This window comes from Pseudomonas sp. B329 (assembly GCF_023127835.1).
Classification (GTDB): domain Bacteria; phylum Pseudomonadota; class Gammaproteobacteria; order Pseudomonadales; family Pseudomonadaceae; genus Aquipseudomonas; species Aquipseudomonas synxantha_A.
The window spans coordinates 2,274-18,926 of the sequence record NZ_SPKP01000048.1 but is presented as its reverse complement, the minus strand read 5'-3'; the positions used below and the strand labels follow the sequence as shown (position 1 = coordinate 18,926).

13 protein-coding genes are annotated in these 16,653 nt (G+C 59.4%); 9 read left to right on the top strand and 4 right to left on the bottom strand.

Going from position 1 to position 16,653, the window contains the following annotated elements; translation table 11 throughout:
* Position 1 precedes the first annotated feature (1 nt).
* Genes tssJ through E4P00_RS21685 form a run of 6 tightly spaced genes read left to right on the top strand, consistent with a single transcriptional unit; the run spans position 2 to position 7,635 of the window.
* The gene (tssJ, locus tag E4P00_RS21710; RefSeq protein ID WP_032876027.1) at positions 2-487 is read left to right on the top strand and encodes a type VI secretion system lipoprotein TssJ; all 486 of its coding nucleotides are present in this window, start codon (positions 2-4) and stop codon (positions 485-487) included.
* Between the two features lies 1 nt (position 488).
* On the top strand, positions 489-1,817 hold the full coding sequence (gene tssK / locus E4P00_RS21705; protein WP_078821531.1) for a type VI secretion system baseplate subunit TssK: 1,329 nt from the start codon (positions 489-491) through the stop codon (positions 1,815-1,817).
* 5 nt (positions 1,818-1,822) lie between these two features.
* On the top strand, positions 1,823-2,683 hold the full coding sequence (gene icmH / locus E4P00_RS21700; RefSeq protein ID WP_228309796.1) for a type IVB secretion system protein IcmH/DotU: 861 nt from the start codon (positions 1,823-1,825) through the stop codon (positions 2,681-2,683).
* A gap of 16 nt (positions 2,684-2,699) precedes the next feature.
* Complete coding sequence (gene tssM, locus E4P00_RS21695) at positions 2,700-6,068, top strand: type VI secretion system membrane subunit TssM (protein WP_248133026.1); 3,369 nt, start codon at positions 2,700-2,702, stop codon at positions 6,066-6,068.
* Positions 6,065-6,796, top strand: coding sequence for a PP2C family serine/threonine-protein phosphatase (locus E4P00_RS21690; protein ID WP_032876015.1), 732 nt, complete (start codon positions 6,065-6,067; stop codon positions 6,794-6,796). Before tssM ends, E4P00_RS21690 begins: the two co-directional genes overlap by 4 nt.
* Positions 6,793-7,635 (top strand): serine/threonine-protein kinase, encoded by an 843-nt coding sequence (locus E4P00_RS21685; protein WP_032876012.1) that lies wholly within the window; start codon positions 6,793-6,795, stop codon positions 7,633-7,635. Before E4P00_RS21690 ends, E4P00_RS21685 begins: the two co-directional genes overlap by 4 nt.
* 8 nt (positions 7,636-7,643) lie before the next feature.
* On the opposite strand, the gene E4P00_RS21680 is transcribed toward E4P00_RS21685, so the two are convergent.
* A complete protein-coding gene (locus E4P00_RS21680; RefSeq protein WP_032876009.1) occupies positions 7,644-7,973 on the bottom strand; it encodes a DUF6388 family protein in 330 nt (109 codons plus the stop codon).
* 10 nt (positions 7,974-7,983) lie between these two features.
* The gene (locus E4P00_RS21675) at positions 7,984-8,238 is read right to left on the bottom strand and encodes a hypothetical protein (protein ID WP_228309798.1); all 255 of its coding nucleotides are present in this window, start codon (positions 8,236-8,238) and stop codon (positions 7,984-7,986) included.
* A gap of 343 nt (positions 8,239-8,581) precedes the next feature.
* Here E4P00_RS21675 and E4P00_RS21670 point away from each other — a divergent pair, with 343 nt between their 5' ends.
* A complete protein-coding gene (locus tag E4P00_RS21670; protein WP_248133024.1) occupies positions 8,582-10,651 on the top strand; it encodes an EAL domain-containing protein in 2,070 nt (689 codons plus the stop codon).
* Positions 10,652-10,709: 58 nt separating this feature from the next.
* Here the strand turns inward: E4P00_RS21670 and E4P00_RS21665 are convergent, their stop codons facing one another.
* Positions 10,710-12,167: an alpha/beta hydrolase gene (locus tag E4P00_RS21665; protein ID WP_248133022.1), complete on the bottom strand. Its 1,458-nt coding sequence runs from the start codon at positions 12,165-12,167 to the stop codon at positions 10,710-10,712.
* A gap of 173 nt (positions 12,168-12,340) precedes the next feature.
* Between E4P00_RS21665 and E4P00_RS21660 the strand changes: the two genes are divergently transcribed.
* Positions 12,341-12,928, top strand: coding sequence for a LysE family translocator (locus E4P00_RS21660; RefSeq protein ID WP_148853701.1), 588 nt, complete (start codon positions 12,341-12,343; stop codon positions 12,926-12,928).
* Here E4P00_RS21660 and E4P00_RS21655 read toward each other — a convergent pair.
* Positions 12,870-13,763, bottom strand: a complete 894-nt coding sequence (locus E4P00_RS21655; protein WP_078821524.1) for an AraC family transcriptional regulator — start codon at positions 13,761-13,763, stop codon at positions 12,870-12,872. The two genes, E4P00_RS21660 and E4P00_RS21655, sit on opposite strands and share 59 nt — an antisense overlap.
* A 529-nt stretch (positions 13,764-14,292) precedes the next feature.
* Here E4P00_RS21655 and E4P00_RS21650 point away from each other — a divergent pair.
* On the top strand, positions 14,293-16,407 hold the full coding sequence (locus E4P00_RS21650; protein WP_248133020.1) for a lipase family protein: 2,115 nt from the start codon (positions 14,293-14,295) through the stop codon (positions 16,405-16,407).
* The last annotated feature ends 246 nt before the right edge of the window (positions 16,408-16,653 follow it).

The following is a 16,653-nucleotide window of genomic DNA, read 5'->3' as shown; positions in this document are numbered from 1 at the left end:
CATGTATCGAGCTACCCGTGCTTTGGTGTTGCTTTTGTTTGGTTTCTTGGCGGGTTGCAGCGCCGTATCGCCTTTTTCCACGCTGACCAAGCTGGACGTTGTGTTGACCGCCAACGAGCACGTCAACCCTGACCTGCACGGTCGCCCCTCTCCCGTGGTGGTGCAGTTGATCGAACTGCGCCATGGCGTAGCCTTCGAACATGCCGACTTCTTCAGCCTGTATGACAAGGCGCAGCAATTGCTGGCAAAGGACTGGGTAAGCAGTGAAGAAGTCGAGCTGCGTCCAGGTGACCACCTGGCGCTCAAACTCCGTATCGGTCCCGACAGTCGTTTTGTAGGGGTGTTGGCGGCTTACCGAGACTTGCCGCACGTTCAATGGCGGCAGTTGATCCCCGTGACTATGCACCAGCGCAACCGTGCCGATCTGGTGCTGGACCAGGACGGTATACGCGTCGTCGACTCGCTCGCCGGGATGGAGGTGCGCTGAGATGCCTGTTCATAAAGTGATCTGGCAAGAAGGCATGTTGCTGCGGCCACAGCACTTGCAGCACAACGACCGCTATTACCAGCAGCAACTCAACCAGACGCGCCTGTTGGGCAGTGATGCCTGGGGCTTCCTTACGCTGGAATTGAATGAGCAATACCTAAAGCTGGGCAAGCTGGTGGTCAACCAGGCGAGTGGCGTCTTGCCGGACGGTAGCTTGTTTGATTTGAGTGCCGCTATGGAACCGCTGGTGTTGCAGGTGCCAACTGATGCGGGCAGGCAGGGCATTTACCTGGCACTGCCCCTGGCCAGCGGCAATCACCTTGAGGTCCGCCAGCCTGAACAGAGCGATGTTCTGGCGCGTTACCTGCGATGCGAAGTGGAAGTGGGAGACTCCAACCTGGGTGTAGATGCGCGTTGCCGAATCAGCTGCGCACGGCCCGACTTACGCCTTGTATTGGGCGAGCAGGCGGGTGATCAGAGCTTCGTCAAACTCAAGGTTGCCCAGGTACTGGACGTCAGCGGTGAAGGGGGCGTGAGCCTGGATACCGCGTTCATCCCGACCTTCATTTTCGTGCAGGAGCATGGCTACTTGGCGTCGTGCCTTAACGAAGTCGTCGGTCTGCTTGCCAGCCGCGGCGATGCCATCGCGGCGCGCATTCGTGGCGAGAGCACGGCTGCAAGCACACAACTCGGTGATTTCCTGATGCTGCAGGTGATCAATCGTACCGAACTTGCGCTGCGGCACTGCCTGAGCCAGGCCCAGGTTCGACCCGAAGCGCTGTTCCGCCTGTTGGTGTCGATGCTCGGCGAGCTATCAACGTTCGCCTGTGACAGTAAACGCGCGCAGCTGGACGTGCATTATCGACACAGCGACCAGGGCGCCAGTTTTCGTGGGTTGATGGAGCGCCTACGCGCCGTCCTGTCGGTGGTGCTTGAGCAACATGCGATCGAATTGACATTGCAACCACGCCAGTACGGCGTTCTGGTCTGCCCGGTCAACGAGTTGAAATTGCTCGGCACGGCCACGTTCATCCTGGCAGCCACCGCGCAGTGTGAGGCAGAGGAACTGCGCCAGCGCCTGCCGGCACACCTGAAAGTCGGGCCGGTAGAGCGCATACGTGAGTTGGTCAACCTGCACCTGGCCGGTATCAAGGTCAAGCCGCTGCCAGTGGCGCCGCGGCAGATTCCGTTTCATGCCGGCAAGACCTACTTCATCCTCGATATGAGTGCCCCCGAGATCGCGCAATTGCAGCAGTCGGGCGGTTTCGCGTTCCACGTAGGCGGTGACTTCGCCGGGCTTGAACTCAACTTTTGGGCCATCAGGAATTGAATGCCATGGACAGTGAGTACACACAGGATGAAAGAACCGTCCTGCTCGACCGCGAGGGTCATGGGCCTGCACAGGGGGCATTGACGGACTTCCCATCGCCGCCACGCTATGAGCAGCTGGAAGATCGCATGATCTATGCCGGCCGTATGCTCGATGCGTCGAGCTTCAAGGCTGGGCTCAACCCGCTGGTGGCTGCGGCTTGGGCGGTGTTGTCCGAGATCGTGGCGCTCAGGGTCTGCTCTGGTCGCGAAGACCTGGGCACGCTCAACGACCGATTGTCATTGACGGTGACTCAATTCGAAACCCGCGCCTTGCAGGGCGGTGTTGAAAGCAGCCAAGTCATGTCGGCGCGTTATGTGTTGTGCAGTGTGATCGATGAGGCGGTTGTTACTACGGCGTGGGGGGCACAGAGTGAATGGTCGAAGGTTAGCCTGTTGAGCCGCTTTCATAACGAAACCTTCGGGGGCGAAAAAGTTTTCCAACTGCTGGAGCGTCTATCACGCGACCCGGTGAAGAACCTGCCGATGCTGGAGCTGCTTTACCTGTGCCTATCCCTGGGGTTCGAGGGCAAATACCGAGTGATGGAGCGCGGCATGTCGCAACTGGAGGGTGTTCGCGATGCCTTGTATCGCCAGATCCGGCACGTACGCGGGGAGCCGTCGCCGGCGCCACCCGTACCCGCGATGCACGGGGCGAGCCGGCGTACGGGGTTGTGCGTTGTTCCCGTTACCTGGTTGGTCATCTTCACCCTGGTTTGCTTGCTGGCAATGTACACAGGATTTGCCTGGGTGCTGAGCAAGGAGCGCGCGAACGCGCTGCAACCGCTTCAATTTTCGGCGTCGGATTTGATCCGCACGTCCTTGTAAACGCAGGGAGCAAAGAATGAGCGCATTCTTCAAGGGTGTGGGCGCCGTGCTGGGCCGGATTTGGGTTTGGAGCCTGTTGCTGGCGCTTTCGTGTGCGGCAGTGGTGTGGTTTTGGGGGCCGCTGCTGGCGGTGAATGATCAGCCTGTTTGGCAGGGCGCGACGGCTCGCCTGGTCACCATCAGTGTCGTGTTTCTGCTTTGGGGGTTGGTGATGGTCCTTGCCGGCGGTGGTCGTGCCGCCCGGCGTCCACGGTCTGAGCGCCAGCCCCGCCAGCAGCCGTCGACACGTGTGGAGAACGAATACCGCTGCGTACGCACTCGGTTCAAGGATGCGGTTCACCTGCTGAAAACCTCCAGCCGTTATGGAGAGCGCAGCGCGCGTTGGCGCCATGAGTTGCCCTGGTACCTGTTGATTGGTGAGCCGGGCAGTGGCAAGACGCAGCTGCTGGCGGCAGCCGGCTTGCAGTTATCGCCTGAACACGCTGACAGGCGACCGACGAGCAGCAGTGCTCATTGCGAGTGGTATTTCGCCGACGAAGGCGTACTCGTCGACACCCCGGGGCGCTATCTGACCCAACCTGACAGTGCAGTGGATGCCGCAGGCTGGGCCACCCTGCTGAATCTCCTCAGGTGGCGCCGCCGGGTGCGCCCGCTCAACGGCGTGGTGGTGGCGCTGTCGGTAGACACGTTGCTCAACACCAGCGAGTACGACCTGGATCACCATGCCCGTCGTGTGCACGCGCGCTTGCAGGAGATCCGGCAAACGCTACATGTGGATGTGCCGATCTATCTGGTGTTGACCCAGGCCGATCGATTGCCGGGATTCGCTGAGTTCTTTGATTCACCCCATGGGGAAAGTGCCGACAGTCTGCTGGGGCAGCCACTGGACGTCGGCAGCGGCATGGCTGAAATTACTCAGGTGCACGAGGCCGTCGAGGGATTGTTGCAGCGTTTGAACGGTGAGCTGATTGCGCGACTGCACCAGGAGGGCAACGTTGAACGTCGTGGTCAGATCCTGGAGTTTCCCCAACAGGCGGCACGCGTCGGTGAGCGTGTAAGCCTGTTCGCTGAAATGGCCTTTTCTGCTCATCGCTACCAACCCATCAATGGTTTGCGAGGGTTCTTCCTGACCTGTGCCGATGACAGGCATGCACGTTTTGTGAGGGGGCTGTTCAGCCAGGTGATCTTTGCCGAAGCCGGTCTTGCCAGCCTGCAAGCCCAGGAGCAGCAGCGCATCCGTCAGCGCCAGGGCCTGCAAGCGATGACAGTCGCGCTGATTCTTGGCGGTGTCGGTGGCCTGTGGATGTACAGCTACAGCGTCAACCAGCTACGCCTGGTCCAACTGGCGGCATTGGTCGCCCAGACGATGCCGGCCACAGGGGCTCAAAACGATGAAAGCCCGGCGTTGTTGGGGCTGTTGGATGCGCGGTTGGCGGCGACCCGGGTGTTTCCGGCGGCGCAGGATGTGCGCTTGGTCGAGCGCCTCGGCCTGTATCAGGGCGAGGTGAGTCGTGCCTGGGTAGACCAGGCTTATGAGCAGGCGCTGCAACAGCAACTGCTGGTCTGGATAACCGCGCAGCTTGAAGAACAGATAGACGCAAGCCTGGGGGACCGCGAACGGTTATTGGATAACCTGCGTGCGTATTTGATGCTCAATCTGCGCGAGCGCCGTGACGCCATCTGGCTGGCACAGCATGTGACAGGCCTTTGGTCGGTGCGTTTTTCCGGGGATATGCCCACGCAGAAGCGTCTGGGAGAGCACTTGGCACGGCTGCTTGAACGGCCGTTTGTCACACCGCTCAACGATGAACGAGTGGCCCAGGCCCGCGAAGTGCTGAGAGGGGAATCTTTGGCCGATGGCGTGTATCGAGTATTGCGCGAACAAGCGCGCAACCTGGAACCGTTGCGCCTGGCCGAGGGTAAGGTATTTGCCACGATCGACCCGCCTGTTCCCGGTTTCTATACAAAAAGATATGTGCAGTACTTTGAGGCGCAGGGCCCGAGGCTGGTCAATGCCATCGCTCAGGATAATTGGGTGCTGGGGCAGGGCACCGACCTGGGGCCACAGGATCTGCGGCGGTTGATGGCAGAACTGCAGCAACGCTACTTCAGTGAGTATGCCGATGCCTGGAGCGACGTACTCGGACGAGTCAGGCTGCAACAGACTGACAGCCTGCGCCAGGATGCCGACCAGCTCATGAGCCTGACCTCGGCACAGTCCCCGTTGATTCGGCTATTGCAGCAGTTGCGGGAAAACACTCGTTTGCTGCCAGGCCATGTGCTGCTGGATAAGGTGTCCCAGCATTCGGGAGAGCTGGCAGGGCTGGCCAAGGCGACGTTGACGGATGGGCAGTCGGTTTTTGACGATGCGCCACGGCGGGCATTGCAGCAGCGGTTTGAACCCTTGCATCAGTTGCTCGATGAGCAGCACAACCCCGGCGCAGAGCTGGCCCAGGCGTTGCGTTTGCTCGGTGAGCTGCACCTGCAACTCACGGCATTGAACCGTGACAGTGCGCCAGAACAGGCGGCCTTCCTGCGGGCTCGACAGCGTATGGAGGGGCAGCAGGATGTACTGGGCAATTTGCGTGATGCTGCTGCGCGTCTGCCGCTGCCGCTTGCCGGTTGGTTCGAGGGCGTGGCCGACGACAGTTGGCGGCATTTGCTGGAGCAGGCGTATGTGCATGTCAATCAACGGTATCAAAGCGACGTACATAGCCTTTATGCCAAGGCCCTTCGCCGACGTTATCCATTCAATGCCCATGCAAGCAGTGATGTTGCGCTGCATGATTTTCAGGAGTTCTTCAAGCCGCAGGGGGTAATGGCACGTTTTTATGAGGGATATCTTCGGCCTTTCATCAGCGCCGATGGCAGCCGCTACAGGTTGCGTGGGTTGGATGGCCAGAGTTTGCCGGTTTCGCGCTCGCTGCTGGACCAACTGACGAAAACCCAGGTAATCCGCCGCGGCTTTTTCAGCGAGGACTCGGGGGAGTTATCTGTGCGATTTACCTTGGCGCCCTACAGCCTGGACCAATCGGTCAGCCGAGCCGTACTGCGGTTTGGCGACCAGCAGTTGGAATATCGGCACGGCCCGATCACGCCCATGCCGTTTCATTGGCCCACCGAGGCAGAGAATGGGCGCAGCAGCCTTGTGCTGGACAGAGGTACGGAGCAGCGCCCGTTGGGCATCGAGAAAAACGCAGGGGCCTGGTCGCTGTTCCGGTTTTTCGATCTGCTGCAGAAAGAACCCGCAAGTGGTGCAAATATGCAGATTTTCAAGGCAGACCTCGCCGGTCTGCGCGCCAATTACCTGCTGACCAGCCAGCGCACGCCAGGGCCGTTTGATATGGACACATGGCGCACCTTTCGATTGCCGGAGCAACTGTGAGCCAGGCCGGCGCCCATTGGCGCAGTGCCGGGCGCACCCAGCGAGGGCAGGCGCGACTGCGTAATGAAGATGCGTTTCTGGACAACCCGCATGGCGGTTGCTGGGCTGTGGCGGACGGAATGGGCGGCTATCGGCACGGTGATGTCGCCAGTCGTTGGGTGGTCAGCCACCTGGCTTCAGTGCCGGCTCATGGCAACCTCCATCAACGGATCAATGCCGTTCGGGAAAGTTTGCAAGGCGTTAACCAGCGATTGCGGCGCGCGTGGACAGAGCCCGACACAAATGATGGCGCGACGATGGGCAGTACCGTGGTTGCCTTGCTGTTGGAGAACGGGCGGGCGGCCTGTGTCTGGGCTGGAGACAGTCGCTGCTATCTATGGCGGGGCCAGAACTTGTACCAGTTGTCCAAGGATCACTCGCTGCTGCGGCGCCTCATGGACGAGCGTCATATCAGCGTGGCGCAAGCCCAGGCGCACCCCGATGCCAGGGCCTTGACCCGCGCCGTTGGTGCGCGCTCGCGTTTGGACCTTGAGGTATTGGAGCTCAGTACTCGCCCTGGGGATGTATTCCTGCTGTGCAGCGATGGCCTGTATCAGACCCTCAGCCATGTCGAGGTGGGACGGGCGTTGAGCAGGAGAACGCCCCGGCAGGCGGTGGAACAATTATTCGCCGGGGCGTTGCGCAGGCCGGTGCGAGATGACCTGACCGCAGTTGTGGTGCAACCTTGAACCTGGCGGTCGCACCATCCCGTCTGCTGGCAGGGCGTTATCACCTTGAGCACGTCCTGGGCAGCGGCGGCATGGGTGTGGTGTACCGCGCGCGCGATCTGTTGCATGAGCAATTGGGCCAGCCTTGCTCCAGGGTGGCACTTAAGCTGCTGGGCGAGTCCATTTCCCAGTGCCCCGACGCGCATGTGCTGTTGTACGGCGAGTTTGCGTTGGCTCGCAGCCTGCGACATGACCGTGTGGTACGGGTGTTTTCCTTTGAGGTCGACACCCACAGCAAAATTGCGTTTTTCACCATGGAGCTGCTGCAAGGGGTGACCCTCGACCGGCTGCTGCTGGAGTGCCCCTATGGTTTGCCCTGGCAGGAACTGCAACCCATCGCGCTGCAGTTGCTGGATGCTTTGGCCTACATCCACCAGAAGAACGTCCTGCATGGCGATGTGAAACCCGCCAACGTCATGGTGGGAGAGGAGGGCGTATGTTTGTTCGATTTTGGCCTGGGGCATGCTCAGACGCAGGAGGCGATGGGTTTGCCAAGTGTCAGCCGTACTCGTTTCAATGCCTGGACACCCGCCTACGCGGCCCCGGAGTTACTGGACGGCGGTGCGCTGAGCGGCGCTGCGGACGTATACGGCATGGCTTGCATTGTGTATGAGCTGGCTAGTGGCCAGCGCATCGGCGCACGCTCTTTCACTGACCGGCTGGCCCGGCCCGCGCAATTACCCAGGCACTGCTGGCCGGCATTACATTCGGCGTTGGCGATAGATCCGCAGCGTCGAACCGTAACAGTCGCCGAATTGCGCCAAGTGATGGCCTGTAGCCGGCCACGCTGGTACTTGTAGGGTAAAGGTCAAACCGCCAGGCCATGCAGCTGGCAATACTCCACCCAGTCCATACCGGCCATCTGTGCGACTTCTTTATGCACTTCGCGGCGCTGGGCCTCGAAGGTTTCGGTGGAGTCGGCCGTCAGTTTAAGGGTCAGTTCCCAGGCGAACAGGTGTTGCTGCTCCGCGTGGGCTTCGAACGCTTCGTGCAAGCGCTCGGCGCGATACTGCGCCAGGGTTTCCCCCCTGGCCTGGGCGGCCAACGGGTTGAGGTTGTCCAGCTCAGCGGCGATGTGTGGCTGATCGCGCAAAAACCTGTCCAAGGCGAGCTGGTAAGTATCGCTGGGTGCTGACAAGGATGTGCCCTTAGTGCGAAGGACGGGACTTGGAATCGCCTGAGTGCGCGCTGGGGTGAAGGCGCGCACGTTTGCGGGCTCTGCGTCGCATCCAGTTCTGCAACGGCGCCAGCAAGAAGAACATCAGGTAAGCGACTAGCACCAATGCCAGGTCAACCCAGGTTTCAGCGACAGGCCCGGTGAACAGCTCAATGACATTCTTGATTACAAACAGCAGCACCACACTGCACAACCACAGCAAAATGGTGACAAATAGGGGACGCATGTTGCTTGACCGCTTGTCTTGCATAGTGAAGCTCTCTCCTTTGTGCCTGTTGTCGTTCCAGGCCTGATTCCCTGACTGCGTACCTGCTGGTTTGCAAGTTGTAACATCCTTTAACACGCAGACAGACGCGGATGATACCGACTCAGATAGCCTTAGGGGTTGCTTCAAGTCAGAAAGTTCGATAATTCGGTGGGAAATAAGTGCAGCTATCGTGCGTTTTATCCCAAGAAGCGCGGTGCGGCTTGGCAAAAGTCTTTTGCTCCTGCACTCAGGGCGTGTAGCGTTAGCGTGTGTTTCCAGCCCTGGCTTCCAGCGGCAATAGGTGACGGGCAGAGGACGGCTCATGGCGCAAACGCTGTTCAAACTTTTCCTTACCCAGCGCCTGGCGGTCTTGGCCAGCACCGAGTCGTTGCGTGCGATTCGCGAGGGGTTGTTGTGGATACTGCCGTGTTTGTTGGTATCCGCCGGATTCCTGATCCTGTCCGAGTGCGCCCAGGCGTTGGGGTTCGCCCCTCAGGTAGTGAGTTTCCTGGCGGGGTTGCACAACCAGATCAGCTCGGTGATTCCCTTGCTGGTTGCGGCCTCCATCGGTTACATGTTGGCGATCCAGCATCGCCTGCCACAGCTGCCGGTCGCCTTCCTGTGCCTGGCCCACGTGGTGGTTGCCACGTTCGTATTGCGCGAGTATCCCCGGGCGTCGGCCACCTTCCTGCTGTTTATTGCCATCGCTTCGCCCTTGATCAATGTGCCGGCCATTGCCTGGCTGCACCGTTTTCGCTGGACACGTCTGGTCAACGAAGACCTGGTTGGGCATAACCTCAAGGGCACCATCAACATGGTGATCCCTGGCGCGATCACGGCGTTGTCACTGGTGATGATACTGACGTTGCTGTTGCTGATTCCCTACGTGGCGCAATTGCAGGGGCCTCAGGTGCTCGATGCGTTGCAATCGCCTTACAGCACTGGGTTGTTTGTGACGCTGATGAATTCGCTGCTGTGGTTCTTCGGCATTCACGGCGTCTATGCCATGCAGCCGTTGTTCGATGTACTGGACCAGGCCGTGGCGCTCAACGGTGCGGCGCTGGCGGCGGGACAGCCGGTCCAATACCTGCTCAATAACGGCCTGCTCGGCAGTTTTGCGTTTATCGGCGGATCGGGCGCGACCTTGTGCCTGCTGCTGGCGATCCTGGTGTTTTCCCGCAGCCACTCCATGCGGTTACTGGCGATCGCCAGCTTGCCGTTGTCGTTATTCAACGTCAGCGAGGTGCTGTTGTTTGGCTTGCCGATCATTCTCAACCCGCGTTTGTTCATACCGTTTCTACTGGTGCCGGCGTTCAACGCGATGGTGGCTTTGACGGTGGTGCAATTGGGCTGGGTCTCGCCGGCGGTGGCCAGCGTGCCGTTTACCGCGCCGGTGCTGCTCAATGCCTACCTCAGCACCCATGGCGACGTGGCGGCTGTGGCCCTGCAAGTGTTGCTGTTGGGCATGGGCACGCTGGTGTATGCGCCCTACGTGCGGGCCATTCATCGTCAGTCCATCGACGGTGGCACGGTTTACCTCAAGTCTCTGGACATGACCTTTCGCGGACTCGAAGAAAAAGGCCGCCTGCTGGAGTTCGATCCGGTAATGGCCTCCCACCGGACCCTGGCGCGGCAGGCCGTTGAATTGAGCCGGATCCAGCAGATCAGCGATTACGAGTTCTACCTTGAATTCCAACCCCAGGTGTCTACCCGTACCGGCTTGTGCACCGGGTGCGAGGCATTGATGCGCGCCCGGGACAGCCACGGCACGGTGCATTCACCCTGGGAGTTCCTGCAATGGCTGGCACAAGCCAGGCTGATGCCGGACGTGGACGTGTGGGTGGCCTCCCAGGCCGTGCGCCAGTATCAGAAGTGGCGCAAGATCGGCTTTGAACTGCCCATGACCATAAACATTTCCAGTGCCACCTTGAAGGACGCTGCCTATGGTGATCGCCTGGTGGAAATTCTTGCCCAGGCCGATGGCCGGGTGTCGGTGGAAATCACCGAAGATGCGCTGGTCAGCGATATTCCCGCCGCCCGCCAAACCATCCATAAACTGCAGGCCACCGGAGCAAAAGTGTATCTCGATGATTTTGGCACCGGGTTTTCCGCGTTGAGTTACCTGCACCAGTTCCCTGTGGACTTTATCAAGATCGACCGCAGTTTTGTGGTGGCCCAGCGCGACCCCAAGGGCGCCCAAGTGCTGACCGGCATGTTGCGGTTTTGTGAGGCGTTGAACCTGGGCGTGGTAGTGGAGGGGGTGGAGACTGCCGAGCAACTGGCGTTCTTGAGTACGGGACCTGAGTTGTTTATCCAGGGGTGGTATTTCAGCAAGGCATTGCCGGGTGATCAGTTGCCGCGCTTTGTGCGCGAGCGGGCGGCGGTGGTTTGATCCGGCGGTGGGGACGACCGGATAGCCAGACGCTCTTGCCCCACCACTCGGCACTTGGCTAGCGGCAGGTCTTGTCCGTTCTGGTCTCACGAGGCGCCAGCAGATAGTCGACGACAGTCTCGTCCACGCAGCGGTCGATGCCGTTGAGCACCAGGGTGTGCCCGTCTCCCTCACGGGTGACCAGTGGGCTTTTAAACCATTTCGCCATCTGCTGTGCGTTGATGTAGGGCGTAGTCGGATCGAATCGCTGGCCGACAAACAGCAACGGTGGCAGGCTCGGTGCGGCCACCGGCACGTGGGCTGAAAGTGTGCCGCGCCATGGCCACAGGTCGCACAGTTCCAGGCCCGACTGCTGCACCGCCAGGTAATTGGTGAAGGGCGAGGCCTCTCGAATCGCCTGTCTCTGTTTGCGCAATAACTGAACATCGCGACCCGGGATTGCGACGTCTGCACAAGAGATTACGCTCAGGGCATCATCGGCATCTTCCCCGACGTTTTCGTCAATCAACCCGGCTACCTGTTCATCGGCGATCCCGTCGTTGGCCTTGTGCAACAAAGCCATCAGCTCGGGCCAGCGGTCGGACCACAGCAGCAGCGCTTGAGTGGTGGTCAATAGGTCGTCGGCGGTCACTTCGTCCCTGTCGGGCGTGATCAAGGCTGTGTCGTATACCTGGCGTAATAGTTGATGAAACGCCTCGTTCGCTCCCGCCTCATCGGGCGGTAAAGGGCAGTCACGGTTTTTTGCGCAGTACGCTGCAAAGCGCTTGAAGGTCTGCTGGTAGCCGCGAGCCTGATTCAGTAGTTGGGTGTAATCGTCCTCTGAAAGGTCCACCACGCCGTCCAGCACCAATGCACGGGTTTGCGCTGGAAAACGTTCGGCATAGAGTGCCGCGACCTGGGTGCCGTAGGAGTAGGCCACTGCGGTTAAACCGGGTTCGCCCAACGCAGCCCGGATCACATCAAGGTCATTGACTGCGTCGTCGGTACCCATGTGCTGCAAGACCTTTGCGCCGGTATGTTCGATGCAGGCGGCCAGGGTTTTGCGGACCTGCGCTTGCGAGGCGCCAACGTCGTTTTCGTCGATGACCGTTTTTTCGTCACGTTGGGGCAATGCACAGGAAATCTTTGGTGTTGACTGCCCCACGCCTCGCGGGTCGTAGCCGATAATGTCGTAGGACCGCGTGAGCTTGGCCACGGTGTCGTCATCGGCCAGGAAGGGGTTGATCCCGGGCAGACCCGGCCCCCCGCTGATCACCACTACGCTGCCCTGTTTGACGCTGGTGGCAGGCAAGCGGGTCAGCGCGAGTCGTACCTTGTCCGCCTTGGCGTTGCCCGAATATCCCAAAGGCGCCTCAACATAGCCGCACAGCAGATCCTCCGGTGGCTCAGCGTCAAACCAATTGTCGAACGGGCTGTCGGTGCACGGCTGCCAACGCACAGCGCCGGGCTGGGCGTGGGCAGACTGGGGCATGATGATCAGCGGGAGCAGTATCAGCAGGTGCTTGAGTGTTGACATGAAGAGTGAGTCAAGGCCAAAGGGCGCCTACCTTAACCGAGATAGGTGGCCTGGAATCACGCCTTTACAGAATCACCACAAATGTTCACCAAGGGGCATTTTGTTCAATATCCGCAGTGTCTGAGCCTTTACCGTGAAGTCACCTGTGTTTGACTTAACAAGAAGGGACTGCAATGAGCTTGATCATTTCCATGGCTGCTTTCGCCCTGGCCACCTCCATTACCCCTGGCCCGGTCAACGTGGTTGCCCTGAGCAGCGGTGCACGCTTTGGCTTTGCCGCCAGCCAGAAACATGTGTTCGGCGCGGCAGTCGGCTTCACTTTACTGCTGGTGCTGATCGGCCTGGGGCTGCATGAAGTGCTGGTGCGCTGGCCGATACTGACTCAGGTGATCCAGTGGGGCGGGGTGGCTTTCCTGTTGTATATGGCTTGGAAACTGGCGATGGATGACGGTCGACTTGACGCTGAAGGCGCCGCTACCGCGCCATCAATGCTGTACGGCGCGATCATGCAATGGCTCAACCCCAAAGCCTGGCTGGCCTGCGTGGCCGGGATGGGGTTGTTCGTGGCCGATGGCGACGCCAGGCAGGTATGGCTGTTTGCGGCGCTTTACCTGGTGATTTGCTACCTGTCGGTAGCGTGCTGGGCGTATGCCGGGACGTTCTTGCGTCGCTACTTGAACAACCCGCAGGGCGTGCGCCTGTTCAACCGCTCAATGGCCGCGTTGCTGGTGGCCAGTGTGGGTTATTTGCTGATGGCTTGAGGTTCTCGCGGTACTGCCCGGGCGTGGCGGCAAAGTGCTGTTTGAACGTGCGTTGGAAGTGCGCCTGGTCGGCAAAGCCTGCGGCCAGGGCGACATCGGCAATCAGTTCGCCGTCGCGCAATCGAGCGCGGGCGAACTGGATACGGCGATTGACCAGGAAGGCATGGGGTGTCAGCCCGTAATACTGCTTGAAGGCACGAATCAGGTACGACGGCGACAGCTCGGCTGCCAGGCAAATGTCCTCCAGCTTCAACGCCTCGGTGCAGTGTTCACGGATGAAGTCCGCTGCACGCTCCAGCTTGTGATTGACCTCTCTTATCGGCGTAAGCGAGGGGTTCAAACGCTGCTGGACTTCGCTGAAGTAACCCACCAGCGCGCTCTGTTTGTGCAGCAGTTCGGCCTGCTCATCCACCAGCAGTCGGTACAACGCCAATAAGCCGTTGTACAGCGAGACGTCTAGGGTATAGGGGGTGCTGAACGGGCGGTAACCCTGGTCGGTGCTGAAACCCAACTGGTGCTGCAGGTCGGTCAGCCAGGGTGTGTCCAGGTAGAGCATATGGTAGGACCAATGCTCATTCTGGATAGGGTTACAGGCGTGCACGTCGCCGGGGTTCATCAGCACCACGGTGCCTGCGCTGATCTCGAACGTCTGTGTGTCGTAGTGGTAATAGCTGCGCCCGGTGGTGATCGCGCCGATGGAAAAGTGCTCATGGGCGTGCCGGGTATAGGTGACTTTGCGCCCGTCGGCAATGGTGCGCGCCTCGATAAACGGCAAGCGTTCGTCGCGCCAGAAACAAGGCGCCTGAGCGGGGCGGGCAGTGGTGTTCAGCGACATGGCGGTGGCTCCATCCCTTGAGAGATCGAGGGTTGATCATTACACACACCGTCAGGGCCGTCAGCCGAGAAGTTCCGTTTGGTCGCCAGTTGCAGGCTGCGGGGTTCGCCGTAAAAAGCGGCGCCGAAGTTGACCGTGTCGTTCGGTCTGGCTGGAACACGTTGCCGAAAAACTCGCTCTGCCAGTGCACTCCGCCGCCCACGGTGAGGTTTTACAGGGCACTAGGTAGCCCCGGTGGGCTATCAAACCAAAAAGCCAACGAAATCCCTTACAGCTATCACGCAACGACCCGCTCCTGCGCGGGCACTGCTGACAAACTAGTTTCATTGGCGAAGAGTATTTTGGGAAATTTCCTACTCACTTTCAGCAAGCACCGATTCAGGGTGTTGGCTGATAATCAAGTTTCCTGCCTATCAGGTGATTGACGCCCAAAGGCCGGTCTAGTCCGACGTGACACCAGCGAAACCCTTAGTGACCGTTGAAGCACTCCAGCCGAACACACTCTTAAATGACTCATGGAAGCCCCGTTATGTCTGATTGGGACCATCGTACCGATACCATTTGCACCTACAAGGTCGTTCAGGGAGGCAAGCAGATCAAGCACTGGCTGGAGTTTCAGTTGCTCGATGAGCTAGGGGACCCTTTGCCTCATCAACCTTTTCGGGCGATCAATGAGGCGACTCGTTGCAAGCTCATTCCAGAATTCAGCGGCCAGAGCGATGCCCAAGGAGTGATTCGCCTGGAAGGGTTGCACCCGCTGGCGGTGACCTTGCTTCTAACGGCCAACCCGCTGGCAGAGGTGATGCAGACCCGACGCCCACGTGCGATACGTGCCGAATCTCGGGTTTCAACGCCTCTGGAAGTTCCTTATCGCTATGATCCCTCTCCATCCTTCTTCTCCCCCATCGAGCCGAAGGCACTGGCCAATGGGCACTCTTATCACTACCTGCGCATCGGCCAGCTATGTGATCGCTTCCCGGACCTGAAGCCGTGGTCGGAGAAAGAAAAACTACCGGCATTTCATTTCCCCGACCCGAAGTTCCGCGGTTTCACGGTACCCGACGACGAACTGGACCGCCGTCACATCCTGGAAATTTGCCCCTTCCGAGCCTGGTCATTGATTCTGCACCATCAGCCTGAATACAGCATGGCCAACGCCTATAACCTTGGGCTGATGGCCAATCTTTCCTACAGCGTTGTCGCCCAGAACATGTTGAAGAAAAAACCAAACACTGACACCAGTACGGTATCTGGCTCGGTAGAGGAGTTCTTTTTCCGCCAGTGTCTGGACCTGTCGCGTACACCCACGATGATCGACTCCAATGGGAGCCGTCTGCCAGCGCTAGTGATTGATGTCCCTTTTGACGAGCGCTACACCACGGCTGTCATGCTGGACTCACTGAAGGCCGAGCGCCCGCCGGGTGGGCCGGAGATTCCGCGACACATCATCGAAAACACACAACTCTTCTATTTCTTTAACAAGACTCAAATAGTCGTGGCCTGGCGCGGGACTCAGGAGCCCATGGACTGGCTGACTGATGTGCTGTACCGGCCTATGCCAGCCGATGGCAGTGGTTGCGACTTGAAGTCAGCGTGTACGCCCTTGACGGATGTCGGCAGCGTGCATTACGGGTTTTTGCAGGCGTTTGAGGTGGCTAAGAAGCTGTTTCCACGTGATTTTAATGACATTCAGGACGCGTTAGCTGGTAAACAGCTATTTATTTGCGGTCATAGCTTGGGCGGCGCCCTAGCTCTAATTCACTCCGCAGAACTGAAAGATCGTAATCCTCTGCTCTATACCTACGGCATGCCTCGCACCTTCACCGCCAAGGCACAGGAACGCCTGAAATCAGTGATGCACTTTCGCCATGTGAACGATGCGGACACCGTTACCAGCGTGCCGCCCGAAGCGGAGCTGGGTAACTGGCTATACGAAGCCTTGGGTCCGTTGGGCCAGGACCTGGGGTACATCTGGTCCGTGGGACAGTTGCTGGCCGGAAAAATTGTTAGCTTTGGAGACCCCTACTGGCATCACGGGAAAATCGCCATGTTTTACCGAGCCGACCAGCATGTGGAAACGATGAGCTCCAATTCCTCGGCCTTTCGCAGTAAAGACGGGCTTGCGGCGGACCACACCACCGTTCTTAAGCGACTCCCGCATCGCACACGCATCTACCTGGTACCAAGCCTAAGCGATGAATTCAGTCGCTTCGCCCACGAAGATCAGAAAGCCCTGATCCGTTCATTGAACCGGGAAAACATGGCGGATCTGTTTCCATCACACACCAACCCCGAGCGCAGTACCCGCCGCACCAACCCTGCGGATCATTCGATGATCAAGGCCTACCTGCCCTTCCTGCACAATCAGTTGCTGGAGTTGAGCGACTCCAAGCTGCCACTGCGGCGCAAAGTGCAACGAGCGACGTTTGAGAAGCAGATGCAGACGCTGGGAGTGCCTGAGACGGAGATACACCGTAACGAGCAGTTCCTGGCGCTGCAAACATTACTGTCGATGGCGCTGCGCGCAACTAGAGCACTGGAAGGTGGGCCTGAAGCCCTACAACGCTTCTGCCAAGAGCGTGAGTTCGGCGAGATGATCGAGATTACCCAAGCCCGAAGCAGTCCTTCGGTACGACACAGCTAGCCAAACGCTTCTATCGCAAGGGAACCGCTTAAGTCATGAACATTCAGATTAATCAGGAAGGGATACAAGTATGAATGCTCTCCTAGGCCGCACGAGCGGCGCCTTGTTGTTGCTGGTCAGCGTCAGTGGATGCGCACAGAACACGGCCTTGTCCCCACCTCCGGGCGGCGAACAGGTCAGCATTACAGTGAAGGTCCCCCCGAATCTCGCAGCAGACCCGATGCGGGTGATGTATCGCTCTGAGAG

What these genes read in the sequence shown, in the direction of transcription:
- tssJ (WP_032876027.1), top strand. Translation starts at nt 2, where the DNA reads ATGTATCGAGCTACCCGTGCTTTGGTGTTGCTTTTGTTTGGTTTCTTG.
- tssK (WP_078821531.1), top strand. Translation starts at nt 489, where the DNA reads ATGCCTGTTCATAAAGTGATCTGGCAAGAAGGCATGTTGCTGCGGCCA.
- icmH (WP_228309796.1), top strand. Translation starts at nt 1,823, where the DNA reads ATGGACAGTGAGTACACACAGGATGAAAGAACCGTCCTGCTCGACCGC.
- tssM (WP_248133026.1), top strand. Translation starts at nt 2,700, where the DNA reads ATGAGCGCATTCTTCAAGGGTGTGGGCGCCGTGCTGGGCCGGATTTGG.
- E4P00_RS21675 (WP_228309798.1), bottom strand. Translation starts at nt 8,238, where the DNA reads ATGCGTCCCCTATTTGTCACCATTTTGCTGTGGTTGTGCAGTGTGGTG.
- E4P00_RS21670 (WP_248133024.1), top strand. Translation starts at nt 8,582, where the DNA reads ATGGCGCAAACGCTGTTCAAACTTTTCCTTACCCAGCGCCTGGCGGTC.
- E4P00_RS21665 (WP_248133022.1), bottom strand. Translation starts at nt 12,167, where the DNA reads ATGTCAACACTCAAGCACCTGCTGATACTGCTCCCGCTGATCATCATG.
- E4P00_RS21660 (WP_148853701.1), top strand. Translation starts at nt 12,341, where the DNA reads ATGAGCTTGATCATTTCCATGGCTGCTTTCGCCCTGGCCACCTCCATT.
- E4P00_RS21655 (WP_078821524.1), bottom strand. Translation starts at nt 13,763, where the DNA reads ATGTCGCTGAACACCACTGCCCGCCCCGCTCAGGCGCCTTGTTTCTGG.
- E4P00_RS21650 (WP_248133020.1), top strand. Translation starts at nt 14,293, where the DNA reads ATGTCTGATTGGGACCATCGTACCGATACCATTTGCACCTACAAGGTC.